Source organism: Pseudomonas yamanorum (assembly GCF_013386765.1).
In the GTDB taxonomy this organism is placed as follows: Bacteria; Pseudomonadota; Gammaproteobacteria; order Pseudomonadales; family Pseudomonadaceae; genus Aquipseudomonas; species Aquipseudomonas yamanorum_A.
On sequence record NZ_JACARE010000018.1, the window covers coordinates 448,683 to 474,536 of the forward strand.

At 61.3% G+C, this 25,854-nt stretch carries 24 protein-coding genes; 16 read left to right on the plus strand and 8 right to left on the minus strand.

The window, feature by feature from the left end; genetic code table 11:
* Window positions 1–12: 12 nt before the first annotated feature.
* From pepP to gcvH, 8 genes are all read left to right on the plus strand, one after another.
* Complete coding sequence (gene pepP, locus HX875_RS15440) at window positions 13–1,335, plus strand: Xaa-Pro aminopeptidase (protein ID WP_177043793.1); 1,323 nt, start codon at window positions 13–15, stop codon at window positions 1,333–1,335.
* Complete coding sequence (gene ubiH / locus HX875_RS15445; protein WP_177043794.1) at window positions 1,332–2,519, plus strand: 2-octaprenyl-6-methoxyphenyl hydroxylase; 1,188 nt, start codon at window positions 1,332–1,334, stop codon at window positions 2,517–2,519. Before pepP ends, ubiH begins: the two co-directional genes overlap by 4 nt.
* Window positions 2,512–2,997, plus strand: a complete 486-nt coding sequence (locus HX875_RS15450) for a DUF4442 domain-containing protein (protein ID WP_177043795.1) — start codon at window positions 2,512–2,514, stop codon at window positions 2,995–2,997. The genes ubiH and HX875_RS15450 overlap by 8 nt, the downstream gene beginning before the upstream one ends.
* 9 nt (window positions 2,998–3,006) lie before the next feature.
* Window positions 3,007–4,224 carry a 2-octaprenyl-3-methyl-6-methoxy-1,4-benzoquinol hydroxylase gene (locus tag HX875_RS15455; RefSeq protein ID WP_177043882.1) on the plus strand — a complete coding sequence of 406 codons (1,218 nt, stop codon included), beginning with the start codon at window positions 3,007–3,009 and terminating at the stop codon, window positions 4,222–4,224.
* 209 nt (window positions 4,225–4,433) lie between these two features.
* Window positions 4,434–5,438: an extracellular solute-binding protein gene (locus tag HX875_RS15460; RefSeq protein WP_169386881.1), complete on the plus strand. Its 1,005-nt coding sequence runs from the start codon at window positions 4,434–4,436 to the stop codon at window positions 5,436–5,438.
* Between the two features lie 177 nt (window positions 5,439–5,615).
* Window positions 5,616–7,232, plus strand: coding sequence for an ABC transporter permease (locus tag HX875_RS15465; protein ID WP_177043796.1), 1,617 nt, complete (start codon window positions 5,616–5,618; stop codon window positions 7,230–7,232).
* A gap of 156 nt (window positions 7,233–7,388) precedes the next feature.
* Window positions 7,389–8,471 carry a glycine cleavage system aminomethyltransferase GcvT gene (gene gcvT, locus HX875_RS15470; protein ID WP_177043797.1) on the plus strand — a complete coding sequence of 361 codons (1,083 nt, stop codon included), beginning with the start codon at window positions 7,389–7,391 and terminating at the stop codon, window positions 8,469–8,471.
* 51 nt (window positions 8,472–8,522) lie between these two features.
* Window positions 8,523–8,906: a glycine cleavage system protein GcvH gene (gene gcvH, locus HX875_RS15475; protein ID WP_177043798.1), complete on the plus strand. Its 384-nt coding sequence runs from the start codon at window positions 8,523–8,525 to the stop codon at window positions 8,904–8,906.
* Between the two features lie 42 nt (window positions 8,907–8,948).
* Here the strand turns inward: gcvH and HX875_RS15480 are convergent, their stop codons facing one another.
* The 7 genes from HX875_RS15480 to HX875_RS15510 form a co-directional block, all read right to left on the minus strand.
* Window positions 8,949–10,088, minus strand: coding sequence for a DegT/DnrJ/EryC1/StrS family aminotransferase (locus tag HX875_RS15480; RefSeq protein ID WP_177043799.1), 1,140 nt, complete (start codon window positions 10,086–10,088; stop codon window positions 8,949–8,951).
* 158 nt (window positions 10,089–10,246) lie between these two features.
* Window positions 10,247–10,918: an outer membrane protein gene (locus HX875_RS15485; protein WP_177043800.1), complete on the minus strand. Its 672-nt coding sequence runs from the start codon at window positions 10,916–10,918 to the stop codon at window positions 10,247–10,249.
* A gap of 158 nt (window positions 10,919–11,076) precedes the next feature.
* Window positions 11,077–11,394 carry a DUF2388 domain-containing protein gene (locus HX875_RS15490; RefSeq protein WP_010167882.1) on the minus strand — a complete coding sequence of 106 codons (318 nt, stop codon included), beginning with the start codon at window positions 11,392–11,394 and terminating at the stop codon, window positions 11,077–11,079.
* A gap of 69 nt (window positions 11,395–11,463) precedes the next feature.
* Window positions 11,464–11,910 carry an NfeD family protein gene (locus tag HX875_RS15495; RefSeq protein ID WP_177043801.1) on the minus strand — a complete coding sequence of 149 codons (447 nt, stop codon included), beginning with the start codon at window positions 11,908–11,910 and terminating at the stop codon, window positions 11,464–11,466.
* Window positions 11,911–11,920: 10 nt separating this feature from the next.
* Entirely contained in the window at window positions 11,921–12,841 is a 921-nt protein-coding gene (locus HX875_RS15500) for an SPFH domain-containing protein (RefSeq protein ID WP_003213925.1), read from the minus strand.
* A gap of 59 nt (window positions 12,842–12,900) precedes the next feature.
* Window positions 12,901–14,604, minus strand: coding sequence for a GspE/PulE family protein (locus HX875_RS15505; protein WP_177043802.1), 1,704 nt, complete (start codon window positions 14,602–14,604; stop codon window positions 12,901–12,903).
* A gap of 84 nt (window positions 14,605–14,688) precedes the next feature.
* A complete protein-coding gene (locus HX875_RS15510; protein ID WP_177043803.1) occupies window positions 14,689–15,027 on the minus strand; it encodes a hypothetical protein in 339 nt (112 codons plus the stop codon).
* Window positions 15,028–15,154: 127 nt separating this feature from the next.
* On the opposite strand from HX875_RS15510, the gene HX875_RS15515 reads away from it, so the two are divergent.
* Window positions 15,155–15,625 (plus strand): Lrp/AsnC family transcriptional regulator, encoded by a 471-nt coding sequence (locus tag HX875_RS15515; RefSeq protein WP_010167872.1) that lies wholly within the window; start codon window positions 15,155–15,157, stop codon window positions 15,623–15,625.
* Between the two features lie 86 nt (window positions 15,626–15,711).
* On the opposite strand, the gene HX875_RS15520 is transcribed toward HX875_RS15515, so the two are convergent.
* Window positions 15,712–17,079, minus strand: coding sequence for a CYTH domain-containing protein (locus HX875_RS15520; RefSeq protein WP_003213918.1), 1,368 nt, complete (start codon window positions 17,077–17,079; stop codon window positions 15,712–15,714).
* Window positions 17,080–17,237: 158 nt separating this feature from the next.
* Here HX875_RS15520 and argE point away from each other — a divergent pair, with 158 nt between their 5' ends.
* From argE to ssuD, 7 genes are all read left to right on the plus strand, one after another.
* Window positions 17,238–18,386, plus strand: coding sequence for an acetylornithine deacetylase (argE, locus tag HX875_RS15525; RefSeq protein ID WP_177043804.1), 1,149 nt, complete (start codon window positions 17,238–17,240; stop codon window positions 18,384–18,386).
* A 135-nt stretch (window positions 18,387–18,521) separates the two neighbouring features.
* Window positions 18,522–19,820: an amino-acid N-acetyltransferase gene (argA, locus tag HX875_RS15530; RefSeq protein WP_177043805.1), complete on the plus strand. Its 1,299-nt coding sequence runs from the start codon at window positions 18,522–18,524 to the stop codon at window positions 19,818–19,820.
* Window positions 19,821–20,414: 594 nt separating this feature from the next.
* The gene (locus HX875_RS15535; protein ID WP_177043806.1) at window positions 20,415–21,773 is read left to right on the plus strand and encodes an OprD family porin; all 1,359 of its coding nucleotides are present in this window, start codon (window positions 20,415–20,417) and stop codon (window positions 21,771–21,773) included.
* A 276-nt stretch (window positions 21,774–22,049) separates the two neighbouring features.
* Window positions 22,050–22,688 (plus strand): peroxiredoxin, encoded by a 639-nt coding sequence (locus tag HX875_RS15540; protein WP_177043807.1) that lies wholly within the window; start codon window positions 22,050–22,052, stop codon window positions 22,686–22,688.
* A 315-nt stretch (window positions 22,689–23,003) separates the two neighbouring features.
* On the plus strand, window positions 23,004–23,597 hold the full coding sequence (gene ssuE, locus HX875_RS15545) for an NADPH-dependent FMN reductase (protein ID WP_177043808.1): 594 nt from the start codon (window positions 23,004–23,006) through the stop codon (window positions 23,595–23,597).
* 107 nt (window positions 23,598–23,704) lie between these two features.
* On the plus strand, window positions 23,705–24,673 hold the full coding sequence (locus HX875_RS15550) for a sulfonate ABC transporter substrate-binding protein (RefSeq protein ID WP_177043809.1): 969 nt from the start codon (window positions 23,705–23,707) through the stop codon (window positions 24,671–24,673).
* Window positions 24,674–24,698: 25 nt separating this feature from the next.
* Complete coding sequence (gene ssuD, locus HX875_RS15555; protein WP_003213905.1) at window positions 24,699–25,847, plus strand: FMNH2-dependent alkanesulfonate monooxygenase; 1,149 nt, start codon at window positions 24,699–24,701, stop codon at window positions 25,845–25,847.
* Window positions 25,848–25,854: the final 7 nt, after the last annotated feature.

Below are 25,854 nucleotides of genomic sequence, written 5' to 3' on the forward strand. Positions count from 1 at the left end.
GCCCATCTGCCCATGATCCATATCCCCAAAGCGGAATACACCCGGCGCCGCAAGGCGCTCATGGCGCAGATGGAACCCAACAGCATCGCCATCCTGCCGGCAGCCGCGGTTGCCATTCGCAACCGTGACGTCGAGCACGTCTATCGTCAGGACAGCGACTTCCAGTACCTGAGCGGCTTCCCTGAACCGGAAGCGGTGATTGTGCTGATGCCCGGCCGCCAGCACGGCGAGTACGTGCTGTTCTGCCGCGAACGCAACGCCGAGCGCGAACTGTGGGACGGCCTGCGGGCGGGCACCGAAGGCGCGATCCGCGAATTCGGCGCCGATGATGCATTCCCGATTACCGATATCGACGACATCCTGCCCGGCCTGATCGAAGGCCGCGACCGGGTGTACTCGGCCATGGGCAGCAACGCCGAGTTCGACCGGCATCTGATGGAGTGGATCAACGTGATCCGCTCTAAAGCGCACCTCGGCGCCCAGCCACCGAACGAATTTGTTGCCCTGGATCATCTGCTTCACGACATGCGCCTGTATAAATCGGCGGCGGAAGTGAAGGTGATGCGCGAGGCCGCGCGGATTTCATGCGCGGCCCATGTGCGGGCGATGCAGGCCAGTCGCGCCGGATTGTATGAGTTCAGCCTGGAAGCGGAGCTCGACTACGAGTTTCGCAAGGGCGGGGCAAAGATGCCGGCCTATGGCTCCATCGTCGCCTCGGGGCGCAACAGTTGCATCCTGCATTACCAGCAGAATGACGCGGTGCTCAAGGACGGCGACCTGGTGCTGATCGATGCCGGTTGCGAGATCGACTGCTATGCCAGCGATATCACCCGCACCTGGCCGGTGAGCGGCAAGTTTTCCGCCGAGCAGAAGGCGATTTACGAGATCGTGCTGGCTTCCCAGGAAGCCGCCTTTGCCGAAATCGCCCCGAACAAACATTGGAACCAGGCCCATGAGGCGACGGTGCAAGTCATCACCGCCGGGCTGGTGAAGCTTGGGCTGTTGCAGGGCGACGTCGACGAGTTGATCGCCAGCGAAGCCTATAAAGCCTTCTACATGCATCGCGCCGGGCACTGGCTGGGGATGGATGTGCACGACGTCGGCGAATATAAAGTAGGCGGCGAGTGGCGGGTGCTGGAAGTCGGCATGGCGCTGACCGTGGAGCCGGGAATCTACATCTCGCCCGACAACCAGAACGTGGCGAAGAAATGGCGTGGCATTGGCGTACGCATCGAGGACGACGTGGTGGTGACCAAGCAAGGCTGTGAAATTCTGACCGGTGGCGTGCCCAAGGCCGTCGCCGAGATTGAAGCGCTGATGGCGAGCGCCCGATGAGCCGGGTCAACCTGGCGATTATCGGCGGCGGCCTGGTGGGCGCCAGCCTTGCGTTGGCGTTGCAGGCCGGGGCCAAGGCTCGTGGCTGGAAGATCGTGCTGATCGAGCCGTTTGCCCCGGGCGACAGCTACCAGCCGAGCTACGACGCGCGCTCTTCGGCGCTGTCCTTTGGCGCGCGGCAGATTTATCAACGGTTGGGGGTGTGGCAGGAGATTTCCCGCCGCGCCGAGCCGATCAAGCAGATTCATGTGTCGGACCGTGGCCGCTTTTCTACCGCGCGCCTGTCGGCCATGGAAGAAGGCGTGCCGGCCCTCGGCTATGTGGTGGAAAACGCCTGGCTCGGCCAATGCCTGTGGCAAGGCCTGGACAAGGAAGTGGTCAGCTGGCGTTGCCCGGCGGAAGTCACTCGCATGGAGCCGCTTGCCGATGGCTACCGCCTGACCCTCAATGATGAAACCGTGCTGGAATGCGACCTTGCAGTGCTGGCCGATGGCGGCCGCTCGGGCTTGCGCGAGCAGTTGGGGATCGGCGTTAAAGCGCGGCCATACAACCAGAGCGCACTGATCGCCAACATCACCCCGAGCGAAGCCCACAACGGCGAGGCTTTCGAGCGTTTCACCGACGAAGGCCCGATGGCCTTGCTGCCGTTGCCGGACAACCGTTGCGCGCTGGTGTGGACCCGCATCGGCATGGACGCCCAGCGTCTGGCCGCGCTGGACGAGCGCAGTTTCCTCAGCGAGTTGCAGGGCGTGTTCGGCTACCGCCTCGGCACCTTGAAGCAGGTTGGCGCGCGTCACTTGTACCCGTTGACCCTCGTGGAAGCCGAAGAACAAGTGCGCTCTCACCTGGCCGTGCTCGGCAATGCCGCCCACAGCCTGCACCCGATTGCCGGGCAGGGTTTCAACCTGTCCCTGCGGGACGCCTATGCCCTGGCCGAGGCCTTGTTGGCCGGGCCGGAAGTACCGGGCGACCTGGCGACCTTGCAGGCGTACCGCGAGCGTCAGCGCCTGGACCAGAAACTCACCGTCGGCTTCTCCGATCAGGTCACCCGCCTGTTTGGCAGTGCCCAGCCGCTGGTAGCGCTGGGCCGCAACATGGGCCTGCTGGGCCTGGATTTGCTGCCGCCGGCCAAGCGCTGGTTTGCGCGTCAGGCCATGGGCCTGGGCACCCGCCCCGATGCGTGAGTGGCTGACCCAGCGCCTGGGCAAGGCACGGCTATTGCGCTGGATCATGACCCTGTACCCGCCGTACCTCGGTGCCGGGGTGCGGGTGTTGCACATCGGCAGCGATTTTCGCGAGGTCAAGGTGCGCATGGGCCTGGGCTGGTACAACCGCAATTACGTCGGCACGCAGTTTGGCGGCAGCCTGTATTCGATGGTCGACCCGTTCTACATGCTGATGCTGATGGAGAACCTGGGCCGCGACTACATTGTCTGGGACAAGGCGGCGAGCATCGATTTCATCTCGCCGGGCAAAGGCCCGGTGTATGCCGAATTTTCCATCGACCAAGTGTTGCTGGACGAGATTCGCCAGCACACCGCCAGCGGCGACAAGTACTTGCCGCAGCTCAAGGTGCAGATTCATGACGGCTCCGGCACCCTGGTGGCGCGGGTTGACAAAACCCTTTACGTGCGGCGCAAGCCGCAATCGAGACAGGCTTAAAGCATGGACATGCGCGCAGATGTGCTGATTGTCGGGGCCGGAATGGTCGGGAGCGCCCTGGCGCTGGCGTTGCAGGGCAGTGGCCTGCAGGTGCTGCTGCTCGACGGCAGCCCGCTGAGCGTCAAACCGTTCGACCCGCAAGCCGCGTTCGAGCCGCGGGTGAGCGCATTGTCGGCCGCCAGCCAGCGCATCCTCGAGCGCCTCGGCGTGTGGGACGGCATCGTCGAGCGACGTGCCAGCCCTTACGGCGAGATGCAGGTATGGGACGGCAGCGGCACCGGGCAGATCCACTTTTCGGCGGCCAGCGTGCATGCCGAGGTGCTGGGGCATATCGTCGAAAACCGTGTGGTCCAGGATGCCTTGCTCGATCGCCTGCATGACTGCGACCTCGGCCTGCTGGCCAATGCGCGCCTGGAACAGATGCGCCGCTCCGGTGATGACTGGCTGCTGACCCTGGCCGACGGCCGCACCTTGCGCGCGCCGCTGGTGGTGGCAGCAGACGGTGCCAACTCGGCAGTGCGCCGCCTGACCGGCACCGCCACCCGTGAGTGGGATTACTTGCACAACGCTATCGTCACCAGTGTGCGCAGCAGCCAGGCGCATCAGCAGACGGCCTGGCAGCGGTTTACCGACAACGGGCCGCTGGCGTTCCTGCCGCTGGTGCGGGATGGGCAGGAGGACTGGTGTTCGATCGTCTGGTCGACCACCCCGAGTGAGTCCGAGCGTTTGATGGCGCTGGACGACGAAAGCTTCTGTCGTGAGCTTGAGCTCGCCTTCGAAGGCCGCCTGGGTACGGTGTTAAGCGCCGATCCACGGCTTTGCGTGCCACTGCGCCAGCGTCACGCCAAGCGTTACGTGGCCGAGGGCCTGGCATTGATTGGCGATGCGGCCCACGTCATTCATCCATTGGCGGGGCAGGGCGTGAACCTGGGCTTCCTCGACGCGGCGGTGCTGGCCGAAGTGCTGTTGGCCGCCAACGAGCGCGGCGAGCGCCTGGCGGATGTGAAGGTGCTTAGCCGTTACGAGCGCCGACGCATGCCGCACAACCTGGCGTTGATGGCGGCGATGGAGGGCTTTGAACGGTTGTTCCAGGCCGATCAACTGCCGTTGCGCTGGTTGCGTAATGCCGGGTTGAAGGTGGTCGAGCAGATGCCGGAGGCCAAGGCGTTGTTTGTGCGCCAGGCATTGGGTTTGACCGGGGATTTGCCGGAGCTGGCCAAAGCCTGAGATTCTCGCCGGGGCTAATGGCCTCATCGCGGGCAAGCCCGGCTCCCACAGGGGAACGCATTCCCTTGTGGGAGCCGGGCTTGCCCGCGATAGGGCCTCAACCGCGCCACCTATTTCAGCTGTGCAACATCTGGTAACGGCTCCGTTGAGCGCTACCAAATGTGAGTCCTTATCATTTGCCCTCTTTTCGCAAATGAGAGACCGCACCCATGTTGGCACCCAAGCGCCTCCTGACTGCCCTGGCACTCACCCTTATCGGCAGCACCACCGTGCAGGCGGCCGACGAAGTCGTGGTCTACTCCTCGCGTATCGATGAACTGATCAAGCCGGTGTTCGACGCCTACACCAAGAAGACCGGCGTGCAGATCAAGTTCATCACCGACAAGGAAGCGCCGCTGATGCAGCGCATCAAGGCCGAAGGCGAAAACGCCACCGCCGACCTGCTGCTCACCGTCGACGCCGGCAACCTCTGGCAGGCCGAGCAGATGGGTATCCTGCAGCCGTTCACCTCCGCGGTGATCGACAAGAACATCCCTCTTCAATACCGCTCTTCGGCCCATGCCTGGACCGGCTTGAGCCTGCGCGCGCGGACCATCGCGTACTCCACCGACCGCGTGAAGCCGGGCGACCTGACCACCTACGAAGCCCTGGCCGACAAGCAATGGGAAGGCCGCCTGTGCCTGCGCACCGCGAAGAAGGTCTACAACCAGTCGCTGACCGCCACCCTGATCGAAACCCATGGTGCGGCCAAGACCGAAGAAATCGTCAAGGGCTGGGTCAACAACCTGTCCACCGACGTGTTCTCCGATGACATTGCCGTGCTGGAGGCGATCAACGCCGGGCAGTGCGACGTCGGCATCGTGAATACCTACTACTACGGCCGCCTGCACAAGCAGAAGCCGGACCTGGCGGTGAAGCTGTTCTGGCCGAATCAGGGCGACCGTGGGGTGCACGTCAATCTTTCGGGTATTGGCCTGACCAAGCACGCGCCACATCCGGAGGCCGCCAAGGCCTTGGTTGAGTGGATGACCACGCCGGAGGCGCAGAAGATCTTTGCGGATGTGAACCAGGAATTCCCGGCCAACCCGGCGGTGCCGCCGTCGGCGGAAGTGGCGACCTGGGGCAAGTTCGTGGCCGATACATTGCCGGTGGAAGTGGCGGGCAAGCGCCAGGCCGAGGCTATTCGCTTGATGGATCGGGCTGGCTGGAACTAAGTACACTCTTCCAAACACCGCAAGACAGTGTGGGAGCTGGCTTGCCTGCGATAGCATCACCACGGTGTGGCTGACACACCGTGGTGCCTGCATCGCGGCGGTGCGACGGTTCGACAAGCCCGGCTCCCACACTGTTTTGTGGCGAGTTCAAGATATTATTCCCAGAGATACGATCCTTTGGCCCATCCCGCCCAACGCCGCTGGTACCTGCCGGTCTTCACCGTCGCCGCCCTGGTGCTGCTGCCGCTGAGCGTCTTGCTGCTGTCGTGGCAAACCATCGACCAACAGATCTGGTCCCATCTGTGGGAAACCCAGATGCCACGCCTGTTGGGCAACACCTTGACCCTGGTGCTGGGTGTCGGTGTGGGTGTCACGCTGTTGGGCGTCAGCCTGGCCTGGCTGACCAGCCTCTGCGAATTCCCCGGCCGGCGCTGGCTCGACTGGGCGTTGATGCTGCCATTCGCGATTCCCGCCTACGTCCTGGCCTTTGTCTTCGTCGGCCTGCTGGATTTCTCCGGCCCGGTACAAACCCTGCTGCGCGACGTGTTCGGCATGGGCCTGCGCCTGCCCCGCGTGCGATCAACCAGCGGCGTGATCATCGTGCTGGTGCTGGTGTTCTACCCCTACGTTTATCTGCTGGCGCGCACGGCCTTTCTGGCCCAGGGCAAAGGCCTGATGGAAGCAGCGCGGGTATTGGGCCAGTCGCCGTGGCAAGCATTCTGGCGGGTGGCCTTGCCCATGGCGCGCCCCGCCATCGGTGCGGGCGTGGCCTTGGCGCTGATGGAGACCCTGGCGGATTTCGGCGCGGTCTCGGTGTTCAACTTCGATACCTTCACCACCGCCATCTACAAGACCTGGTACGGCTTTTTCAGCCTTTCCAGTGCCGCGCAACTCGCCAGCCTGCTGTTGCTGGTGGTGATGCTGGTGCTCTACGGCGAACGCCGTGCCCGGGGCGCTAGCCGGCCGAGCAACGAGCGACCTCGCGGCAAGGCGCTTTACCATCTGCGCGGGTTCAAGGCGCTGGCAGCCAGTGGCTGGTGCGGTTTGGTGTTCGCCTGCGCCTTTGTGATTCCGATGCTGCAGCTGGTGGCCTGGTTCTGGCAGCGCGGGCGTTTCGACCTGGACGAGCGCTACGCCGGTCTGATCGTCCATACCCTTTACCTGGGCGGCATGGCGGCCCTGATCACCGTTAGCGTGGCGCTGGTGCTGGCGTTCGCCCATCGTTTGGCGCCTACCCGAGCCATCCGCTCCGGCATCAGCCTGGCCAACGTGGGCTACGCACTGCCGGGCTCGGTGCTGGCGGTGTCGATCATGTTGGCGTTCAGCTACCTGGACCGTGAACTGGTGATCCCGGTTTCCGGCTGGCTGGGCGGGGCCGGCAAGCCGCTCCTACTGGGCAGCCTGTCGGCGCTCTTGCTGGCGTATCTGGTGCGTTTCATTGCGGTGGCCTACGGGCCGCTGGAAAACAGCCTGGCGCGAATCCGCCCGTCCTTGCCCGAAGCCGCGCGCAGTCTGGGGGTCAGCGGGCCGCGACTGTTTTGCAAAGTGTATCTGCCACTCTTGCTGCCGGGCACCCTGAGCGCGGCGTTGCTGGTGTTTGTCGATGTGCTCAAGGAAATGCCGGCCACCCTGCTGATGCGCCCGTTCGGCTGGGACACGCTGGCGGTGCGGATTTTTGAGATGACCAGCGAAGGGGAGTGGGCGCGGGCTTCACTGCCGGCCCTGACCCTGGTGCTGGTGGGCCTGTTACCGGTCATCGGGCTGATCCGACGTTCGGCGAGACGAATCGGCTAGGTGCCAGTCCTACGCCTTGAGGCTACAATGCGCGGCATTCGGTGCGGTCGATCTTCCAGGTCGGGTTGCTGAGCCCGGCTGCAGGCCTTGTATTTCAAGGCGTGTGGCCCGAACGGCAACCGTCCGCACCTTCGCCACGCCCGGAAGGAGAAACCCATGGGACAGCGCACGCCTCTGTATGACCTGCATCTCGCCCTTGGCGCGAAAATGGTCGATTTTGGCGGTTGGGATATGCCTTTGCACTACGGCTCGCAGGTTGAGGAGCACCATCAGGTGCGCCGCGACTGCGGGGTGTTTGATGTATCCCATATGACCGTGATCGATGTCACAGGCCCCCAGGCCAAGGAATGGCTCCAGCATTTGCTGGCCAATGATGTTGACCGACTGCACGGCTGCGGCCGTGCGTTGTACAGCGCCATGCTCAACGAACAGGGCGGCGTGGTGGACGACATGATCGTGTATCGCACCGAGGGCGGTTACCGGCTGGTGGTCAACGCCGCCACCCGCGACCAGGACATGGCCTGGATGCAGGGCCGACTCGGCAGCTATCAAGCCCAGCTTCACGAGCGGCCCGAGTTGGCCATGCTCGCCATTCAAGGCCCCCATGCCCGGCAGAAGATCGCCGAACTGGTGACCCAGTCCCGCGCCACCCTGATCCACCAGCTCAAGCCCTTTGAAGGTTTGGCCGACGGTGATTGGTTTATTGCGCGCACCGGCTATACCGGTGAAGACGGCCTGGAAATTGTCCTGCCGGCCGATCAGGCCCCGGCGTTTTTCAACGACCTGGTAGGCGCAGGCATTTCGCCGATTGGCCTCGGCGCCCGCGACACGCTGCGCCTTGAGGCCGGCATGAACCTCTACGGTCAGGATATCCACCAGGACGTATCGCCCTTGGCGGCCAATATGGCCTGGAGCATCGCCTGGGAGCCGGCCGAGCGAAACTTCATCGGCCGTGCGGCCCTGGAGGCCGAGAAAGCAGCGGGCGTGAAGTCCAAGTTGGTCGGCCTGGTGCTGGAAGAACGTGGGGTTTTACGCGCGCATCAGGTGGTTCGTATCGCCAATGTTGGCGAAGGAGAGATCACCAGTGGTAGTTTCTCTCCTACGCTAAGCAAATCCATTGCCCTGGCGCGTGTGCCGTCGGCGACTGCTGACCGGGCCGAGGTGGAAATCCGCGGCAAGTGGTACCCGGTTCGGGTGGTCAAACCGACGTTCGTGCGCCATGGCAAAACATTGATCTAACTTTTCCGGCGGGCCGATGGCCGCTGACATTTTTTCTTGAGGACACAGACTATGAGCGATATCCCTGCCGACCTGCGTTTTGCCGAAAGTCACGAATGGGCCCGTCTGGAAGCTGACGGCACCGTGACCGTCGGGATCTCGGACCATGCCCAGGAAGCATTGGGGGATGTGGTGTTTGTTGAGTTGGCCGAGGTGGGCAAAGTGTTTGCCGCAGGTGATACCGCAGGCGTTGTCGAGTCGGTGAAAGCCGCTTCGGATATCTACTCGCCGGTTGCTGGCGAAGTGATTGCGGTCAACGAAGACCTGAGTGGCGAGCCTGAGCAGTTGAATTCCACGCCTTACAGCGCCTGGATCTTCAAACTCAAGCCAAGCAACACCGCTGATCTGGAAAAACTGCTGGATGCCGCTGCCTACAAGGCTGCCATCGGCGAGTGATCCCGCTGCGGGAGCCGGCAACCGGCTCCCGCAAGGGTTTGATCAGCGCTTCAATACCGCTTTGACTGCTGCTACCGAACGCTCTACGTCCGCTTTCGTCATCGCCGTGAACATCGGCAACGACACAATCAACCGCCCCACTTTTTCCGCTACCGGGAACATGCCTTCCTTGAATCCCTGCGCCTTGTACAAGCTCAGCAGGTGGATCGGCGGGTAGTGATAGCCAATACCGACGCCATGGGCCTGCATCTGCTCCATGAACGTGGCGCGTGCCGGCAAACCGTCCTGGCGCTCCGGGAGTACCAACTGGAACAGGTGCCAGTTGCTGTTTTCGAAATCGGCCGGTGGCAATTGCGCACCGTACTTCTCTTCAAAGTCACTGCCGAAGCACTCGAAATAGTGCTGCGCCAGTTCCTGGCGGTGGGCGGTGATTTTCTCGATATGGGCAAATTGACCCAGGCCGATGGCCGCAGCAATGTCGGTCATGTTGAATTTGCCGCCAAGTACGTCCACGTCCAGGCCGTCGAAGCCAGTGCGGGTCACGCCTTGCAGGCGATATTTTTCGGCCAGGCGCGCTTCTTCAGCGTTGTTCAGCACCAGGCAGCCGCCTTCGGACGACGTGATGTTCTTGTTCGCCTGGAAGCTGAAGGACACGAAATCGCCCGTGGCACCAATCCGCTGGCCATCCCAGCTGGAACCCAGAGCCTGGGCGGCATCTTCGACGATGCGCAGGTTGTACTTGTTGGCCAGCGCGTAGAGCAACGGCATGTCCAGCGGCAGGCCGGCCAGGTAAACCGGAATAATCGCCTTGGTGCGTGGCGTGATTGCCGCTTCCACCTGGGCCAGGTCGATATTGCGGGTCACCGGGTCAATATCGGCGAACACCGGCGTGGCACCCACCTCGAGGATCACGTTGGCCGTGGCGACCCATGAAATCGGCGTAGTAATAACTTCATCTCCAGGCCCGATACCGGCGATGCGCAAGGCAATCTCCATGGTGCAGGTGCCCGAGTTGAAGGTGCGCACCGGACGCCCGCCAAAGTATTCCGACAACTGCGCTTCGAACGCCTGCACTTTCGGCCCGCTGGTGATCCAGCCGGAGCGCAGTACGTCGCCCACCGCCGAGATGGTGGCTTCATCGATGGTGGGCTTGGAAAACGGCAGAAAAGGCAGTTGGCTCATGGCGTTGAAGGCATCCGTTTCAGGTAGACGATGAGAGAAAAGCATATCAATGCCGGGCATGGTTGCACGGCTCGACTGAATATAGCCTGTCATCTATGAATGAATCGTCATCCTCTGGAGAAAATGCCGCCTCGGCAGCGGCACTCCTGGAGCCTGGTTCAGAAGGAAACGCGGGCCTCAAGGAACACATTCTGTTCCTTGAGCTTGCCTTTGAGCTGCTCGTCGCGGGCGTTGATACGGTTGGCGAAAGTGTTGTAGCCGGTTTCAATCCGGCCCATGTCCACGTAGCGCCAGCCTGTGCCCAGGGTCAGGGTTTCGCTGACCTTGGCGTCCAGCCCGAGGCCCACGTTGTAGGCGAAGTTGTATTGGCGATTGTCGGCGAAACGCCGGGTCTTGTTGGTCTGGTAACCCTCGGCGTCAATTTGGGCCAATCCCACTCCCGCCATGCCGTAGAACGACAGCCACTCGTTGATCGGGATGTTTTTATAACCATTGAGCATCAAGCGCTGGCTGTCGGTCTGCAGGCTGTTGACGTTGGCATTGAATGGCGCCCATTGGGATTTGAAGTTCGAATGGCTGGGCGTGGTGTATTCCCCTTCCAGGCGCCAGCCATCGGCAAAGGCATAACCCACGGCAAATGATCCGGTGAACGTTTTGCTGCTATCGGGGGCCGACACGCGGTCGGTGACGCGCGGGCTGGTCAGCAGCGAGCTGGACAGATTCTGGCGGGCGCTGTTGAGCTTCGCCGACCCGTACCAGCTTTCTGCCTGAGCATAAGGGGTGGCAATCGCGGCGAGCAGCAGGGCGCAGGAGAGTTTTTGCATGGTCATCGATTCACTAGAACTAAAGGAATCGACAGCTTGTTGCGTGGCGTGCGGGCATCTCGACAGGACTTTTCCTGTTTGGGCGCTGAAACGCCAATATTGACTGTAGGAAAGCCAGGCAAAAAAATGCCGCTCTCAAAGAGCGGCATTTTTATGTGGCGGTGTTACTCGGAAGCAATGGCGTTTTTTGCCAGGATCGCGTTAGCTAAATCCATGTCCGTGGCTTTGAGGCCAGGGTTATCGGCGCGAACCTTCTGCATCGCAGCTTCCAGGTACGGGCCACGGATGCTGCCGTCGCTGGCGACGAAGCTACCGGCGTCGTCCTGGGCGGCGACCACCATTTTGTGGTCCTTGAACGTCAGGTACGTCGAGCCGGTTGTGGCACCCGATGAGATGACATTACGCCAGAAGCTGTCGGCCATGGCTGAACCGACAGGAAGGGAAAGCACAGCGAGGGTAGCGACAGCATATTTTAGACGCATGATGGGTGACTCCGACTGGGTTATCTGTACAGTTTGATTGTAGATAGCCCAGCCGAGTTCCATGGCTGACTAAACAGTTTCAACCTTCAGAATCACGCCGTCCTGACCGATGACACGCACATGTGCTCCCACGGGCGCGTCCGGGCCGGCTGCGATCCATACGCCATCGCCGATCTTGATCTTCCCACGGCCCTCGATAATTGCCTGATGCACCACAAAGGTGCGCCCAATCAACTCCGAACCGCGCATGTTCAGCCCCGGCTGGTCGCTGACCTTGGCGCTGCTGCGCTGGCGTCTCCACCAGTACACCGCCGTCAGGATCGACAACACCGCGAACAGCAGCAGTTGCCACTCCAGCCCGAGGCTCGGAACCAGGAACTTGATCACGCCCACGGCTGCCGCAGCGATACCCATCCACAGCAGATAACCACCGGCACCGAACACTTCAAGAATCAACAGCACGGTGCCCAGTGCCAGCCAGTCCCAAAACGACAGGTGCTGCAGGAATTCCCACATGGTGCGTGCCTCAGGCTTTCTTGTTGTCGAAGGTGGCCTTGACGATCTCGCCGATGCCGCCGACAGCGCCGATCACCTGGCTGGCTTCCAGCGGCATCAGGATCACCTTGCTGTTGTTGGCCGACGCCAGCTTGCCGAGGGCGTCGATGTATTTCTGGGCGACAAAGTAGTTGATGGCCTGCACGTTACCGGTGGCGATTGCTTCCGATACCACCTGGGTGGCGCGGGCTTCAGCTTCGGCCTGACGTTCGCGGGCCTCGGATTCCAGGAACGCGGCCTGACGACCGCCTTCTGCCTCAAGAATCTGCGCCTGCTTCTTGCCTTCGGCGGTCAGGATTGCGGACGCTCGCAGGCCTTCGGCTTCGAGGATCTGTGCGCGCTTGATCCGCTCGGCCTTCATCTGGCCGGACATGGCGGCCATCAGGTCGGCGGGCGGGCTGATGTCCTTGATCTCGATCCGGGTGATCTTGATGCCCCACGGTGCGGTGGCTTCGTCGACGGTGCGCAGCAGTTTCTCGTTGATGCCATCCCGCTGGCTGAGCATCGCGTCCAGCTCCATGGAGCCGAGCACGGTACGGATGTTGGTTTGCAGCAGGTTGCGGATGGCGTGCTCGAGGTTGTTTACCTCGTAGGCAGCCTGGGCGGTGTTGACCACCTGGAAGAAGCACACGGCGTCGATCTGTACCGTGGCGTTGTCGGCGGTGATGACTTCCTGGGGCGGAATGTCCAGCACGCTTTCCATCACGTTGATCTTGCGACCGATGCGGTCCATGACCGGGATGATGATATTCAGGCCCGGCTTGAGGGTGTTGGTGTAGCGGCCGAAGCGTTCGACCGTCCACTGGTAACCCTGTGGAACGACCTTGAAGCCCATGAAGAGGATGGCGACGGCCAAGCCTACAAATAGCAGCAGTACGGTTCCGATCTGCATAACGATTCCTTGTCTGGTGTTGGCGGTAACGCGAGGTTTGACCGATTGTAACGGTGTTGTCAGGGATAAGGACGGTTTACCGGCCCATCAAGCAAAGGATTTGTTTCTGAATCCCCAGGCGTCACTCGCAGTACTTCTTCCAGCGTTGTCAGCCCGGCCATGACCTTGCGCGTGCCGGCAGACCGCAAGCTGCACATTCCCTGGTCCAGGGCCGCGCGGCGCAGTGCCTGGATGTCGGCGCCCGGGGTGATCAGGGCCTTTAGACGGTCGTTCAGCAGCATGACTTCATAGATCCCGGCCCGCCCTTGATAGCCGCTTTCCCGACAGTCCCCGCAGCCCACAGCCTCATAGACCTGCCCGGCAGGCCGCTTGCAGTGTGGGCACAACAGCCGCACCAGGCGCTGGGCCATCACCCCCAGCAGCGTCGCATTGATCAGGTAATGGGGAATGCCCAGTTCCAGCAGGCGGCTGATGGCACCGGGGGCGTCGTTGGTGTGCAGCGTCGACAGCACCAGGTGTCCGGTGAGGGCGGCCTGGATCGCCATTTCTGCGGTTTCCAGGTCGCGAATCTCGCCGATCATGATGATGTCCGGGTCCTGGCGCATCAGCGCGCGGATGCCGCTGGCGAAGGTCAGGTCGATGTTGTGCTGGACCTGCATCTGGTTGAAGGCCGGCTCGACCATCTCGATCGGGTCTTCGACGGTGCACAGGTTGACCTCCCGGGTGGCCAGTTGCTTGAGCGTGGTGTACAGGGTGCTGGTCTTGCCCGAGCCGGTGGGGCCGGTGACCAGGATGATGCCATTGGCCTGGCCGGTCATGGATTGCCAGCGTTGCAGGTCGTCGCTGGAGAGCCCCAGTTGCTGGACGTCCTTGTGCAGCACCTGCGGGTCGAAAATCCGCATCACCAGCTTTTCGCCGAAGGCCGTGGGCAGGGTCGACAGGCGTAGTTCCACTTCACCGCCTGCGGGGCTTTTGGTCTTCACCCGGCCGTCCTGGGGTTTGCGTTTTTCTGCCACGTTCATCCGGCCGAGGCTTTTCAGGCGGCTGACCACCGCCGTCGTGACCTGGGACGGGAATTGATAGACGTCATGCAGCAGCCCATCAATGCGAAACCGCACGCGGCCCTGGTCGCGGCCGGGCTCGATATGGATATCACTGGCCCGCTGGTCGAAAGCGTACTGCAGCAGCCAGTCGACGATATTGACGATGTGCGCGTCATTGGCGTCGGGCTCCTGGTCGCTGGCGCCGAGGTTGAGCAATTGCTCGATGCTGGGTGAACCGGCTGTTTTTTGATCGACCGCGCCGCTGACCGATTTCGCCAGCCGGTAAAATTCCACCGTGCAGCGCTGGATAGCCTGGGGATTGGCGACCACACGCCGGATGGAGCGCTTCAAGACCTGGGCCAGGCCGGCTTCCCAACTGCTCACGTAGGGTTGGGCACTGGCGACGGTGACGCTGTGGGCGTCGACCGCAACCGCCAGGATCCTGTGCCGCTGGGCAAAGGCGTAGGACATCAGCGGCACCACCGCCGCGACATCGATTTTCAACGGGTCGATACGCAGGTAAGGCTGGCCACAGTGTCGGGCGAGCCATTCGGTGAGGGTTTCCAGGGAGGGGCCATGGCTGGCAATGCATTCAAGAGGGTGCAGCCCGCTGTTGGCCGGTACGTTCAGATCGGCGGGCACTACGCCCTGGTCGATCAGGGCTGGCAACAACTGATGGATTTCCAGCCAGCGATCCTGGGTGTTTGGCGCAACGGACATGGTGACATTCCTGGGCAACGGTTAGGCGTAGTCCTCAGGCTAGTCACCCTTTGCCGTTCGGCTTCCAGGGTTTATTGCAGGCTTTTACTGACCGGCTGCCTGCACTGCCAGAGGCCGCGCGGCATCAGCCGGCTGCAGTTCCAGCGAGCACACGCTGATCAGGTTACGAAGTTTTTCACCGATCACCTGGGCACGGTGCCAGCTCAGGCCATCCATCACGATATCGATCGCCAGCAGGTCGTCTTCGCGCTGTACGTTCACCTGGAGAGGAACCAGGAACTGCAGGGCAAAATAGTTGAGCACCCGGCACAGCACGTCGGGCTCAGCCTCGGCGAGGATTTGATAGTGCGCCTGGCAGTGGGCATTGCTGACGGCCCAGGCATCGGCGCGTGTGGCGGGGCTGGCGGCTTCGACGACATGCATGATGGCTCTCCGGATTCGACTGGAGAAATTTTTACATTCGTCGTGGGAGATTTCTTGTCTAAAAAAGCCTGTAATGGCTTATAAGGGAATCATTCAATTCAAAAAAGCATGATAGATGGGTATTTATATGCACAGTGAGCTGGACGTGTACGACCGGCGCATCCTGGCGCTGTTGCAGGAAGACGCTTCGCTTTCCAGCGCGCAGATCGCCGAACAGGTCGGCCTGTCACAGTCACCGTGCTGGCGGCGGATTCAGCGGTTGAAAGAGGAGGGCGTGATTCGCGGCCAGGTCACCTTGTTGGATCGCAAGAAAATCGGCCTCAACACGCAGATTTTCGCCGAGGTGAAACTCAACGCCCACGGCCGTTCCAACTTCACGGAATTCACCGAGGCGATTCGCGGCTTTCCGGAAGTGCTGGAGTGTTATGTGCTGATGGGGGCGGTGGATTTTCTATTGCGGATCGTCACGTCGGACATCGAGGCGTATGAGCGGTTTTTCTTCGAAAAACTGTCGATGGTGCCGGGGATCCAGGAGGTCAACTCGATAGTGGCCTTGTCGGAGATCAAGTCCACCACGAGTTTGCCGGTGTTGCGCTGATAGCGGCGGCCCCATCGCGGGCAAGCCCGGCTCCCACACTGGAATGCATTCCAATGTGGGAGCCGGGCTTGCCCGCGATAGCGATCTTACAGGCGCAGCAGGGTTTTCCAGGCACGATTCTGATAAACCGCGATCGCCTGATGCATCCGCGCATCCAGCGACTCATCGGTAATCGGCTGGTTGGCCAGATGCGCCAGCTTGTTCAGCTCGCCATACAAACGGTCCAGCTCGGCGATATCCAGCACTTGGCGTGCATGGTGCAGCCAGGCCAGGATGCGCTCGATACGCGGCAGTTGCTCGGCGAGGTCTTCCGGTTGTTGCTGGTAACGCGGCAGTTGCAGGGCGACGGCGTCGTCGGCCAGCAGGCGCGGCAGCCAGTTGGCGAGTTGTGCAGCGCCCTGGCGGTTGCCACGCACGTTGCGATCGGCAGCCCAGGTACGGGCCAGCAACCAGCGGGAGGTGGTCAGGGAGAACAGGCCCCAGCGCACGTCTTCCAGTTCTTCGGCGAACTGTTCCGGCGCGGCTTTGCGGATGTCTTCGTCGTCGTCACCGGCCTGGACCAGCGGACGCCAGTCTTCCAGCAACGCGTCCAGTGCGGCCCGCAGTTCGCTGGTGGACTGGCGGGGTGCGGCCTGGCCGAGGCTGCCGAGCAGGGCGCGCAGTTCGCCGAGGTTTTCCACCCAGTCTTGCAGCAGGCGCCAGTGGCCGTTGAAACGGTATTGCTCGGCCAGGCGCTGGCTGCTGCCCAACAGGTGCCACATGACGGCGGCGAATGCGTCGTCCAGCGGCATTTCGGCGTGCAGCACCGGCGCCGGCAGACTCAGGGAATAGCTGTTGGCGTCGAACAGGCGATAGCCACGCTCGGCCTTGCTGATATCGCAGGGCATCAGTGCCAGGGTCGCGGCGAGTTCAGCGGCCAGTTCCAGCAGGGCGGCCGGGTCGCCTTCGCGCAGCTCAAGTTCCAGCTCGCAGATTTCTTCTTTCTGCTTGCCGGCGACCACGTGGCCCAGGTCCAAAGCGGCTTCGATCACGACCTTGGCCTTGCCACGGCCCCAGGCGATTTCGGCGCGCTCACGCACGAAGTCAGTAGTGAAGATCGGCTTGAGGGTCTTTTTGTCCAGTTCGGCCAGTTGCTCGGGCCAGCATTCGCCGTCGAGTTTCTTCACGTCGAGCTTGGCTTTGGCCAGGTCCCAGTTGTACTCATTGCGTTCCGACAAACCGGCGACGCTCTGGCCACGGGTCTTGAGAGTCTGGATCACTTCGTCGCCGTCTTTGCGCAGGCGCAGGGCGACTTTGGCCTGGGCCAGGTCGCGTTCCGGGGTGTCGAAGTACTGGTTCATCAACTCACGGCGTTCCCAGCCACTTTTGTTGCGTTTTTTCAGTAGCGGGTGCTCACGCAGCGCGGCGAGGGTTTCGCGGCTGACGCGGAGCTTGATTTCGGTTTCTTTCTGCATGGCCGGAAAATCCAGGATCGGGAGCGCAGCCGGGGAAATGTGTGGCTGCCAAGGTCGTGCAGTGTACAGGACTGAGCCCGGCAACGTGCCGCAACGGTTTATTGTGTTGTGCAGATGGCTCTATGATGGGGTTCGTCCGGGAAGTTGAGAGACAGCGCATGCCTTTACCGTCCATGAAAGAACAATTCGCCGCGCTGATTGCCGCGCCTTCGGTCAGTTGTACCCAGGCCTCTCTCGACCAATCCAACCGCCCGGTTATCGATTTGCTCGCCACCTGGCTGGGGGACCTGGGCTTTGCCTGCGACATCCAGCAGGTCAGCCCCGGCAAATTCAACCTGCTGGCCAGTTTCGGCACCGGCCCTGGCGGCCTGGTGTTGGCGGGGCACAGTGACACCGTGCCGTACGACGGCGCGTTGTGGCAGACCGATCCACTCAAGCTGACGGAAGTCGACGGTCGCTGGGTAGGACTGGGCAGCTGTGACATGAAAGGCTTTTTCGCCCTGGTGATCGAAGCGGTACAGCCATTGCTGGACCAACCCTTCAAGCAACCACTGCTGATTCTCGCCACCTGCGATGAAGAAAGCTCCATGGCCGGCGCCCGTGCGCTGGCCGAGGCGGGTCGTCCTTTAGGTCGCGCAGCGGTGATCGGTGAGCCCACCGGCCTCAAACCCATCCGTCTGCACAAGGGCGTGATGATGGAGCGCATCGATATTCTCGGGCGCAGCGGCCATTCGTCGGATCCAAGCCTGGGCCACAGCGCCCTCGAAGCCATGCATGACGCCATCGGCGAGCTGCGCGGCCTGCGCCTGGCCTGGCAACGCGAATACCGCAACCCGCAGTTCAGCGTGCCGCAACCGACCATGAATTTTGGCTGCATCCACGGGGGCGACAACCCCAACCGCATTTGTGGCCAGTGTTCCCTGGAGTTTGACCTGCGGCCCTTGCCCGGTATGGATCCCCAGGTGCTGCGCGCCGCCATCCGCCAGAAGCTCGAGCCCTTGGCCGAGCGCCATCAGGTGAAGATCGACTACGCGCCGCTGTTCCCCGAAGTGCCGCCCTTCGAGCAGGCCGAGGATGCCGAGTTGGTGCGGGTGGCTGAACGACTTACCGGTCATCGCGCCGAAGCAGTAGCGTTCGGCACCGAAGCGCCTTATCTTCAGCGCCTTGGTTGCGAAACCCTGGTGCTTGGCCCTGGCGATATCGCCTGCGCCCACCAGCCCGGCGAGTACCTTGAAATGTCACGCTTGACGCCTACAGTGCGTCTATTGCGAGAACTGATTCAACATTACTGCCTGACACCTGCATAAATTAACCCCGGCCCATCCGTACATAGAAGGAGAGCGAGCGTGTCGCCAAGCCTGTTCCGACGATAACCAACAGCCCGCTGTGCGTTTCCATGAATCATCCTTTTTTGGCTGCTTTTTATTACAGGCCCAGGTTTTATGCCCGAATACGTCAATTGGCTTCGTCACGCTTCGCCTTACATCAATGCCCACCGCGACTGCACCTTTGTGGTCATGCTGCCGGGCGATGGTGTGGATCATCCGAACTTCGGCAATATCGTCCATGACCTGGTGCTGCTCCACAGCCTGGGCGTGCGACTGGTGCTGGTCCACGGTTCGCGCCCGCAAATTGAAACCCGCCTCGCCGCCCGCGGCCTGACCCCGGCTTACCATGAAGGCTTGCGCATCACCGATGCCGCAACGCTGGAGTGCGTGATCGATGCTGTCGGCCATCTGCGCATTGCTATCGAAGCGCGCTTGTCGATGGACATGGCCTCTTCGCCGATGCAGGGCTCGCGCCTGCGTGTGGCCAGCGGCAACCTGGTGACGGCGCGCCCGATCGGTGTGCTTGAAGGCGTCGACTATCACCACACCGGCGAAGTGCGCCGGGTCGACCGCAAGGGCATCAACCGCCTGCTGGACGAGCGCTCCATCGTGCTGCTGTCGCCCCTGGGCTACTCGCCCACCGGTGAAATCTTCAACCTCGCCTGCGAAGACGTCGCTACCCGCGCCGCGATCGACCTGGGCGCGGACAAGCTGCTGCTGTTTGGCGCCGACCTTGGCCTGATCGACGAACACGGCCGCCTGGTGCGCGAACTGCGGCCGCAACAGGTGCCCGCGCATCTGCAACGCCTGGGCAGCAATTACCAGGCCGAGCTGTTGGACGCGGCCGCCGAGGCGTGCCGCGGCGGCGTAGGGCGTAGCCATATTGTCAGTTATGCCGAAGACGGTGCCTTGCTCACCGAGCTGTTCACCCGGGACGGCGGCGGTACGCTGGTGGCCCAGGAGCAGTTTGAGCTGGTGCGCGAAGCGGCGATTGAAGATGTGGGCGGATTGTTGGATCTGATCAGTCCGCTGGAAGAGCAGGGGATTCTGGTGCGTCGTTCCCGGGAAGTGCTGGAACGGGAAATCGAGCAGTTCAGCGTGGTGGAACGTGAAGGCATGATCATCGCCTGTGCGGCGCTGTATCAGATCGCCGACTCGGACGCGGGCGAGCTGGCCTGCCTGGCGGTGAACCCGGAGTACCGCCACGGCGGCCGCGGTGATGAACTGCTGGAGCGCATCGAGACCCGCGCCCGGGCCCAGGGTTTGAAGACCTTGTTCGTCCTCACCACCCGTACTGCCCACTGGTTCCGCGAGCGCGGTTTTGTGCCGAGCACGGTGGATCGTCTGCCATCGGCGCGGGCGTCGTTGTACAACTATCAGCGTAATTCGAAGATTTTCGAAAAGGCGTTGTAAGCCTGAAGGGGCGAGGGGGCAATCCTCTCGCCTGTCAATTTGGCGAGTCATGCATCCGGGGCGGGTGCATCGGCCCTGAATACAGGGCTTGCCGATTTATACACATAACTGACATCAAAGTGACATTATCACCGAGTACGGTGAGGTGGATTGCTGGGACGGCAAAAAAGTTTCATCGATACAAAAACTGTAACAAATTGACGGAATGATGTGCGTTTGGCCATGATGGCGTCGCATTTTTGATCGTGAGTGACGTATTGACCTTTGGGTCAGCGCGAAACGATCTAAAAAGGCGAAAAGACATGCTCTTCAGGAACACCCTTATGGAGCGGTACCGCCTTACTGGCTCGACCGTGCCATGGAAAGCGTTATTCCTGAATCGTATGAAAAAGGACGAAACAATTCTTTTTGGGTGTATGAAAAACTCATTACCCTGCAAGGACCAAATTAACTGCGGTTAGACGAAAGTAGTAGACACACAAGGTTACGATTGACTTGTCAGTCACTATCCGGTGCTAATCGCGCATCTGTGGATCGAGGGCGTCAGACCCGAGACCTAAGAAATACAAAAATTAGAAATGAGAGGAGCGGTACATGAAGAAGTCAACATTGGCGTTGGCCGTAGCTTTGGGGGCAATCGCTCAACAAGCAGGCGCCGCTGGTTTTATCGATGACAGCAAGATCACACTCGGCGTACGTAACTTTTACATCAACACCGACAACCGCGACCTGAAGCCATCGGCTACCTCGAACACCCGCAGCAAAAACGCTGAATGGGGCCAAGGTTTCGACCTGCGTTTCATCTCGGGTTTCACCCAAGGTACTGTGGGCTTTGGTCTTGACGCCATCGGCCTGTACGGCGTGCGTCTGGATTCCAGCCGCGCTGATCACGGTAACTACACAGGTACTGCCTCCGGCGGCACCGTGTTCCCAAGCGATGGCAACAAAGCGGTCAACGATTTCGCCAGCCTGGGCGTGACCGGTAAGGTCAAGATCTCCCAGACCGTGCTGAAGATCGGTACCTTGCAGCCGAACAACCCGGTGATCAAGACCAACGATGGTCGTCTGTTGCCACAAACCTTCCAGGGCGGCGAGATCTCCTCGAACGAGTTCAAGGACCTGACCCTGACTGCTGGCCAGATCGAGCACTCCAAGGGCCGTAACTCCAGCAACAATGAAGGTCTGTCCCTGGCCGGTGCCAACGGCAGCTCGAACTATGACGCAGGTAACTTCGTCAACAAGTTCTACTACGCCGGTGCTGACTACAAGATCACCAAAGACCTGACTGCTTCGTACTACTTCGGCGAGCTGAAGGATTTCTACGCTCAGAACTTCCTGGGCCTGGTCCACAACTGGGCGATCGGTCCTGGCGTCCTGAAAAGCGACCTGCGCTACTACCGTAGCCGTGACAACGGTGCCAACGGTGATACTGCTGGCTACTACACCTCCGGCTACTACTCGGATCATCCGACCAATGCCACCAAGGTCAAGGGTAAGGTCGACAACGACCTGTACAGCTACCTGGCGTTGTACTCGGTTGCCGGTCACACCTTCGGCGCTGGTTACCAGTACACCAAGGGCGACAGCGACTTCCCTTGGCTGAACCAAGGTGACGGCTCGTCGAACAGCACCATCACCGACATGCAAATCCAGAAGTTTGCCCGTGCCGGCGAACGTACCTGGCAAGCTCGCTACGCGTATGACTTCGCCAAGATCGGCGTGCCTGGCCTGACTGCCGGTGTGGTCTACCTCAAGGGTAGCAACATCGACACCACCGTCGGCGAGCGTAACGAGTGGGAACGCGACCTGACCCTGGCTTACGTTGTTCCAGAAGGTCCGCTGAAAAACCTGGGCGTTGCCTGGAAAAACGCGATGTGGCGTACCGACCTGGCGAACACTCGTTCCCAGGACGAAAACCGCGTAATTCTGAGCTACACCTACGCGTTCAAGTAAGAGCGTAAAACCTTGCCCGGCGCAACGCCGGGCAGGGTGCTTTTTACTGTTCAAGTCGGGCTCAACCCCCGCAAGCCCTTCCTGAATCCCCTCTTTGTACAGCGTCTCAAGGCCTTCTCGAACCTTGAAGCCGATGTTGATCCTCGGCTGCAGCCAAGTCCAATGAACAGATTTTTAATATTCCTTTATCGTCTAGATAAATCGATATTTATTCTTTTTAAATTATCCGCGACACAGGCACAGTGGGCTCTATAAGCACTCATCAGGAGCCACACCATGAGCCTCAGACTGGGCGACATCGCCCCCGACTTTGAACAGGATTCCAGCGCCGGCAAGATTCGCTTCCACGAGTGGCTGGGCGATAGCTGGGGCGTGCTGTTTTCCCACCCGGCAGACTTCACCCCGGTGTGCACCACCGAACTGGGCTTCACCGCCAAGCTCAAGGATGAATTCGCCAAGCGCGGCGTCAAGGCCATTGCCCTGTCGGTGGACCCGGTGGACTCCCACCACAAGTGGATCGAAGACATCAACGAAACCCAGAACACCATCGTCAACTTCCCGATCCTGGCCGACGCAGACCGCAAGGTCTCCGACCTGTATGACCTGATCCACCCGAATGCCAGTGACACCCTCACCGTGCGTTCGCTGTTCGTGATTGATCCGAACAAAAAGATTCGCCTGACCATTACCTATCCGGCCAGCACCGGTCGCAACTTCCACGAAATCCTGCGGGTGATCGACTCGCTGCAGCTGACCGACAACTACAAAGTCGCCACCCCAGCCAACTGGCAGGACGGTGATGAGGTGGTGATCGTGCCGTCGCTCAAGGACGAAGAAGAGATCAAGAAACGCTTTCCGAAAGGCTACCGGGCAGTGAAGCCGTACCTGCGGCTCACGCCTCAACCGAATCGTTAAGGCTGATATCGCCATCGCGGGCAAGCCCGCTCCCACAGGGGAATGCGGTTCAACTGTGGGAGCGGGCTTGCCCGCGATGGGGGCCTGCCAGCAACAGAGAGTTCAAGTTGTAAACCGTTTCACATGCAGGGGTTTTAAGGCCGTTTCGACGGCCTTTTTTTATGCCTGGAGTTTGATGAACGGCATATGCATTTAGGGAATAAACAAATGAAAAAATAAGATTTATAGATATATAAATTGGCTGATATGGTCTGTCCCATCTTGGCGCCATCGCCACATAGCGAACCGCCGACACTTTCCAAAGGAATTTCCTAAATGCTGGTCGTAACACTTGGTGGTAGCCCCAGCCAACGTTCCCGGTCCGGGGTGTTGCTGGATCACACCCGCAACTGGTTGCAGCAACAAGGCGTGGAAGTGGTGAGTTATCAGATACGGGACTTCCCGGCCGAAGACTTGCTGCACGCGCGGTTCGACAGCCCCAAGATCATCGACCTGCTGCAGCAAGTGGCGAATGCCGATGGCCTGGTGATTGCCACGCCCGTGTACAAGGCCTCGTTTTCCGGCGCCCTGAAAACCATCCTCGACCTGCTGCCCGAGCGCGCCCTGGCCCACAAAATCGTGTTGCCGATGGCCACCGGCGGCAGCATCGCCCACATGCTGGCGGTGGACTACGCACTGAAGCCGGTGCTGTCGGCCCTGAAAGCCCAGGAATTGCTCCACGGGATTTTTGCCGAAGACAGCCAGATCGCCTACGGCGAAGGCAGTGCCCAGGCGCAGTTGGTGCCGGTGTTGGAACAACGCCTGAGCGAGGCCCTGGAGACGTTCTACGCCGCCATGGCCCGCCGCCCGAAACCCCTTGATCCCCATGTGTTGAATGAACGTTTGTTGAGTGCTCGCTGGAGCATTTAAGCCTTACCCAGCTTTACCTGGATTCAACAAGTACTACTCACCTTACTCAGCCGCCAACGGCCAAGCAGGTGCAGCCAACCCCCTAATCGTATTGTGGAGAGAGCGCCATGCGCACTGTCATCTTGCGTCGTGGTCTGGTCGCACTGTTTGCTGCGGCTGTGTCCTTCGGCGCCATTGTTCAAGCTCAAGCGGCCGAGACCCTGCGGATCGGCTATCAGAAATACGGCACCCTGGTGCTGCTCAAGGCCAAGGGCTCGCTGGAGAAGCGGCTGGCCGAGCAGGGCGTGCAGGTGCAGTGGACCGAGTTCCCCGGTGGCCCGCAGCTGCTGGAAGGGTTGAACGTCGGCTCCATCGACTTCGGCGTGACGGGCGAAACCCCGCCAGTGTTCGCCCAGGCCGCCGGCGCCGATCTGCTCTACGTCGCCTACGAACCACCAGCGCCCACCAGTGAAGCGATCCTGGTACCGAAAGACTCGCCGATCAAATCGGTGCAAGACCTCAAGGGCAAGAAAGTCGTCCTCAACAAAGGCTCCAACGTGCACTACCTGCTGGTACGCGCCCTGGAAGATGCCGGCCTGAAATACACCGACGTGCAGACCGTGTTCCTGCCGCCCGCCGATGCCCGCGCTGCGTTCGAGCGTGGCAGCGTCGATGCCTGGGTGATCTGGGACCCGTACCAGGCGGCCGCCGAGAAACAACTGCAAGCCCGCACCCTGCGTGACGGCACCGGCATTGCCGACAACCATCAGTTCTACCTGGCCACCAAGCCTTACGCCGAAAAACACCCTGAGGTGATCAAGGCGCTGGTGGAAGAAGTGCGCGCCGTGGGCGAATGGTCCAAGGCCAACCCGGAACAAGTCACCGAACAAGTTGCACCGCTGCTGGGCCTGCCCGCCGACATCACCCTGACCTCGGTGAAACGCCAGGGCTACGGCGCGCTCTTCCTGACCCCGGAAGTGGTCGCCGCGCAGCAGAAAATCGCCGACAGCTTCTACCAACTCAAATTGATCCCCAAGCCCTTGAGCGTCAAGGACGTGATCTGGACACCACCCGCCGCCGTTGCCAAAGCGCCGTAATCCGACTTCTTCAGGAGACAACTCCATGAGCCTCAATATTTTCTGGTTTCTGCCTACCCACGGCGACGGCCATTACCTTGGCACCGCCGAAGGCGCTCGCGCCGTTGATCACGGTTACCTGCAGCAAGTGGCCCAGGCGGCCGACCGCCTTGGCTTCGGCGGGGTACTGATTCCCACCGGCCGCTCCTGCGAGGACTCGTGGCTGGTGGCGGCGTCGCTGATCCCGGTGACCCAACGCTTGAAATTCCTTGTCGCGCTACGCCCCGGGATCATTTCCCCGACGGTGGCTGCGCGCCAGGCCGCGACCCTGGATCGGTTGTCCGGTGGCCGGGCGTTGTTCAACCTGGTGACCGGTGGAGACCCGGATGAATTGGCCGGCGACGGTTTGTTCCTGAGCCATGAAGAGCGTTACCAGGCGTCGGTGGAGTTCACCCGCATCTGGCGCCGCGTGCTGGAAGGCGAAACCGTGGATTACGACGGCCAGCACATCAGCGTCAAAGGCGCCAAGTTGCTCTACCCGCCGATCCAGCAACCGCGTCCGCCGCTGTATTTCGGCGGCTCCTCGGAAGCGGCCCAGGACCTGGCAGCCGAACAAGTGGAAATGGTGTTGACCTGGGGCGAGCCACCGGCTGCGGTAGCGGAAAAGATTGCACAGGTTCGCGCCAAGGCCGCCAAGCTCGGGCGTACCCTGCGCTTCGGCATTCGCCTGCATGTGATCGTGCGTGAAACCAACGCCGAAGCCTGGCAGGCCGCCGACAAGCTGATCTCCCACGTTGACGATGAAACCATCGCCCGCGCCCAGGCCTCGCTGTCGCGCTTTGACTCCGTTGGCCAGCAACGCATGGCCGCCTTGCACGGTGGCAGCCGCGACAACCTCGAGGTCAGCCCCAACCTGTGGGCTGGCGTCGGCCTGGTGCGCGGCGGTGCGGGCACCGCCCTGGTAGGCGACGGCCCGACCGTGGCGGCACGGGTGAAGGAATACGCTGACCTGGGCATCGACACCTTTATCTTCTCCGGTTATCCACACCTGGAAGAGTCGTATCGCGTGGCCGAGTTGCTGTTCCCGCACCTGGACATCGAACGTCCCGAGCTGCCCAAGGGCGCCGGCTACGTCAGCCCGTTCGGCGAAATGGTCGCCAACGACATCCTTCCCAAAGCTGCGTCCCAGAGCTGAGGCGCCG

What these genes read in the sequence shown, in the direction of transcription:
- HX875_RS15505 (WP_177043802.1), bottom strand. Translation starts at nt 14,604, where the DNA reads ATGTCCGTTGCGCCAAACACCCAGGATCGCTGGCTGGAAATCCATCAG.
- HX875_RS15520 (WP_003213918.1), bottom strand. Translation starts at nt 17,079, where the DNA reads ATGCAGAAAGAAACCGAAATCAAGCTCCGCGTCAGCCGCGAAACCCTC.
- argE (WP_177043804.1), top strand. Translation starts at nt 17,238, where the DNA reads ATGCCTTTACCGTCCATGAAAGAACAATTCGCCGCGCTGATTGCCGCG.
- HX875_RS15500 (WP_003213925.1), bottom strand. Translation starts at nt 12,841, where the DNA reads ATGCAGATCGGAACCGTACTGCTGCTATTTGTAGGCTTGGCCGTCGCC.
- ssuE (WP_177043808.1), top strand. Translation starts at nt 23,004, where the DNA reads ATGCTGGTCGTAACACTTGGTGGTAGCCCCAGCCAACGTTCCCGGTCC.
- HX875_RS15460 (WP_169386881.1), top strand. Translation starts at nt 4,434, where the DNA reads ATGTTGGCACCCAAGCGCCTCCTGACTGCCCTGGCACTCACCCTTATC.
- HX875_RS15495 (WP_177043801.1), bottom strand. Translation starts at nt 11,910, where the DNA reads ATGTGGGAATTCCTGCAGCACCTGTCGTTTTGGGACTGGCTGGCACTG.
- HX875_RS15540 (WP_177043807.1), top strand. Translation starts at nt 22,050, where the DNA reads ATGAGCCTCAGACTGGGCGACATCGCCCCCGACTTTGAACAGGATTCC.
- HX875_RS15485 (WP_177043800.1), bottom strand. Translation starts at nt 10,918, where the DNA reads ATGACCATGCAAAAACTCTCCTGCGCCCTGCTGCTCGCCGCGATTGCC.
- HX875_RS15490 (WP_010167882.1), bottom strand. Translation starts at nt 11,394, where the DNA reads ATGCGTCTAAAATATGCTGTCGCTACCCTCGCTGTGCTTTCCCTTCCT.
- HX875_RS15450 (WP_177043795.1), top strand. Translation starts at nt 2,512, where the DNA reads ATGCGTGAGTGGCTGACCCAGCGCCTGGGCAAGGCACGGCTATTGCGC.
- HX875_RS15515 (WP_010167872.1), top strand. Translation starts at nt 15,155, where the DNA reads ATGCACAGTGAGCTGGACGTGTACGACCGGCGCATCCTGGCGCTGTTG.
- ubiH (WP_177043794.1), top strand. Translation starts at nt 1,332, where the DNA reads ATGAGCCGGGTCAACCTGGCGATTATCGGCGGCGGCCTGGTGGGCGCC.
- pepP (WP_177043793.1), top strand. Translation starts at nt 13, where the DNA reads ATGATCCATATCCCCAAAGCGGAATACACCCGGCGCCGCAAGGCGCTC.
- HX875_RS15535 (WP_177043806.1), top strand. Translation starts at nt 20,415, where the DNA reads ATGAAGAAGTCAACATTGGCGTTGGCCGTAGCTTTGGGGGCAATCGCT.
- argA (WP_177043805.1), top strand. Translation starts at nt 18,522, where the DNA reads ATGCCCGAATACGTCAATTGGCTTCGTCACGCTTCGCCTTACATCAAT.
- ssuD (WP_003213905.1), top strand. Translation starts at nt 24,699, where the DNA reads ATGAGCCTCAATATTTTCTGGTTTCTGCCTACCCACGGCGACGGCCAT.
- HX875_RS15510 (WP_177043803.1), bottom strand. Translation starts at nt 15,027, where the DNA reads ATGCATGTCGTCGAAGCCGCCAGCCCCGCCACACGCGCCGATGCCTGG.
- gcvH (WP_177043798.1), top strand. Translation starts at nt 8,523, where the DNA reads ATGAGCGATATCCCTGCCGACCTGCGTTTTGCCGAAAGTCACGAATGG.
- gcvT (WP_177043797.1), top strand. Translation starts at nt 7,389, where the DNA reads ATGGGACAGCGCACGCCTCTGTATGACCTGCATCTCGCCCTTGGCGCG.
- HX875_RS15480 (WP_177043799.1), bottom strand. Translation starts at nt 10,088, where the DNA reads ATGAGCCAACTGCCTTTTCTGCCGTTTTCCAAGCCCACCATCGATGAA.
- HX875_RS15550 (WP_177043809.1), top strand. Translation starts at nt 23,705, where the DNA reads ATGCGCACTGTCATCTTGCGTCGTGGTCTGGTCGCACTGTTTGCTGCG.
- HX875_RS15455 (WP_177043882.1), top strand. Translation starts at nt 3,007, where the DNA reads ATGCGCGCAGATGTGCTGATTGTCGGGGCCGGAATGGTCGGGAGCGCC.